The following is a 2,734-nucleotide window of genomic DNA, read 5'->3' on the forward strand; positions in this document are numbered from 1 at the left end:
TCTGTTCCGGTGCTGACCGCCTACGCCGATGCGGCCCCCGACCTGATCACCACCATCGACAGCTCGACACGGATCAGCAACTCGATCGTGGAAGAGCAGCAGAACCTGGACGAGTTCCTGGTCAGCACGATCGGTTTGGCCGACGTCGGCAACGAGGTGATCGGCGGCAACCGCCAGGCACTGACCGATGTGCTGCAATTGTTGGTGCCCACCACCGATGTACTAATGCGGTATGACAGGTCACTGTGGTGCGGCCTCGGGGGCCTTCTGCCGTTCGCGGACTCCATACCACAATTCTCGAACATACTGATATCGGCCGGGCTGACCCTCGGCGTCGAACGCTATCGCTATCCGCAGGATCTGCCCAAGGTCGCCGCCAAGGGCCGCCCATACTGCAAGGAACTGGGCCTACCCCACGTGCCCCCCGAGTTCCGGCCGCCGATCATCATCGGTGACGTCGGCACCAACCCGATGAAATACGGGAATCAGGGCATCCTGCTGAACTCCGACGCGCTCAAGCAGTGGCTGTTTGGGCCGATCCCCGGACCGCCCCGCAACACCGCACAGGTCGGAATGCCGGGATGACGCGCGTCACGGGCACACTCATCAAGTTCACCGCCTTCGGGGTCGTGATGGCGGTGCTGACCGCCTTCCTGTTCTTCATCTTCGCCGAGACGAGAACCGGTGCGACGAACGAATACTCGGCGGTCTTCGACGACGCGTCGCGGCTGGAAACAGGCGACACCGTCCGGATCGCCGGCATCCGGGTCGGCACCGTGGGGGACGTGTCGCTGCAGCCCGATAAGAAGGTTCTGGTCAAGTTCGATGCCGACCGCAACACCCAGTTGACCACCGGCACCCAGGCGGCGATCCGCTATCTCAATCTGGTCGGGGATCGCTATCTGGAACTCATCGACACCCCGGAGTCGACGAAGATCCTGCCCGTGGGTGCACAGATCCCCGTGGAGCGCACAGCGCCCGCCCTCGACCTCGACCTGCTGCTGGGAGGCCTGAAACCCGTTATCCGGGGCCTGAATCCACAAGATGTCAACGCGTTGACCGCTTCGCTGATCCAGATACTGCAGGGCCAGGGCGGGACCCTGGAATCGCTGTTCTCCAAGACATCCTCGTTCACGAACTCGCTCGCAGACAACAACCAAGTCATCGAGCAGTTGATCGATGAGCTGCGAACCGTGCTGGACACCCTGTCGCAGGACGGCGAGGAGTTCTCCGGCACGATCGACCGGCTCGAGAAGCTGATCAGTGGGTTGGCCAGCGACCGGGACCCGATCGGTACGGCGATCGAATCGCTCAACATCGGCACCGCGTCGCTGGCGGACCTGCTCGATGAGACGCGGCCGCCGTTGGCCGGCACGGTCGCCCAGGCGCAGAGGCTCGCCACACATATTGATGACGACAAGGATCGCCTCGACGACGCCCTCGGGCGCTTGCCGGAGATATATCGCAAACTCGCGCGCGTCGGCTCCTACGGCAGCTTCTTCCCCTACTACCTCTGCGGGATCACCTTCCGAGCCAGTTCCCTCGAGGGCGAAACCGTCGTCTTTCCCTGGATCAAGCAAGAGACGGGGAGGTGCACCGAGAACTGATGCTGAAATACCGCGGATCTCAGCTCATCAGGGCAGGCTTCATGGGCGTTGTCCTGATCATCCTCGTCGTCGCCGTAGGACTACAGCCGGAGCGGCTGCTGCAGTGGGCCACCGGGATCAGATACCAGGCCCTGTTCACCGAGGCCGGTGGTCTCGCCGCCGGCAACGACGTCACGGTGTCGGGCATCAAGGTCGGCTCGGTCTCGAGCATCGAACTCGACAACGGCGACGCGCTGGTCGGCTTCACCATCGCCGGCAGGTACGCGCTCGGCTCGGAGACTACCGCGCACGTCCGTACCGGAACCCTGCTCGGCGAGCGGGTGCTGGCGTTGGAGTCGGCGGGCAGTGGCACGCTGTCGCCCAACGCGGTCATTCCGACTTCCCGGACGTCCTCGCCCTATTCGTTGACCGACGCGATCGGTGAGCTCACCACCAACACCGCCGGCACCGAAATCGATACGCTCAACCAGTCGCTGGACACGCTGGCGTCGACGCTCGACCAGGTTGCTCCCCAGCTGGGCCCGACGTTCGATGGCCTGTCCCGGCTGTCACGGTCGCTCAACAACCGCAACGAAAGTCTGGCCGCGCTGCTCGAGACCGCCGGCGACGTCACCGGCATCCTGTCGGAACGCAGCCAGCAGGTCAACGCGCTGATCCTGAACGCCAACGATCTGCTCGCGGTGCTCAACCAGCGCCGGCAGGCCATCGTGGGCCTGCTCGCCAATACATCGGCGGTGTCGCGTGAATTGACCGGTCTGGTCGCCGACAACGAGCACCAGCTGGCGCCGGCCTTGGAGCGGCTGAACTCGGTCACCCGCATGCTGGAATCCAACCGCGACAATATCGCCAAGGCGCTGCCGGGCCTGGCCAAATACGAACTCACCCAGGGCGAAATCGTGGCCAACGGCGCCTACTACAACGCGTTGGTGCCCAACGTCATGCCGGCGCAGCTCCTCCAGCCGTTCCTCGATTACGCCTTTGGCTTCAGGCGAGGCGTCAACGCCGGCCAGCCGCCGGACAACGCCGGACCCCGGGCGGAGCTTCCGTTCCCCGTCAACGCCATTCCGCAGCCAGGAGACCTTCCGGATGATGGCAACCCGTAAGCGTCTCGTCACGGTCACGGCGAT

The 2,734-nt window shown here is 64.3% G+C and carries 3 protein-coding genes; all 3 read left to right on the forward strand.

What is annotated here, in order from left to right:
• Nucleotides 1–585 (forward strand): MCE family protein (locus ACRDU5_RS10975; RefSeq protein WP_526614528.1); only part of this gene is annotated, 585 nt, incomplete at its 5' end.
• Nucleotides 582–1,607 (forward strand): MCE family protein, encoded by a 1,026-nt coding sequence (locus ACRDU5_RS10980; protein ID WP_526614530.1) that lies wholly within the window; start codon nucleotides 582–584, stop codon nucleotides 1,605–1,607. The genes ACRDU5_RS10975 and ACRDU5_RS10980, both read left to right, overlap by 4 nt.
• Nucleotides 1,607–2,710 carry an MCE family protein gene (locus tag ACRDU5_RS10985; protein ID WP_526614531.1) on the forward strand — a complete coding sequence of 368 codons (1,104 nt, stop codon included), beginning with the start codon at nucleotides 1,607–1,609 and terminating at the stop codon, nucleotides 2,708–2,710. The genes ACRDU5_RS10980 and ACRDU5_RS10985 overlap by 1 nt, the downstream gene beginning before the upstream one ends.
• Nucleotides 2,711–2,734 lie beyond the last annotated feature (24 nt).

The organism is Mycobacterium sp., from assembly GCF_050701515.1.
Classification (GTDB): Bacteria; Actinomycetota; Actinomycetes; order Mycobacteriales; family Mycobacteriaceae; genus Mycobacterium.

What these genes read in the sequence shown, in the direction of transcription:
- ACRDU5_RS10980 (WP_526614530.1), top strand. Translation starts at nt 582, where the DNA reads ATGACGCGCGTCACGGGCACACTCATCAAGTTCACCGCCTTCGGGGTC.
- ACRDU5_RS10985 (WP_526614531.1), top strand. Translation starts at nt 1,607, where the DNA reads ATGCTGAAATACCGCGGATCTCAGCTCATCAGGGCAGGCTTCATGGGC.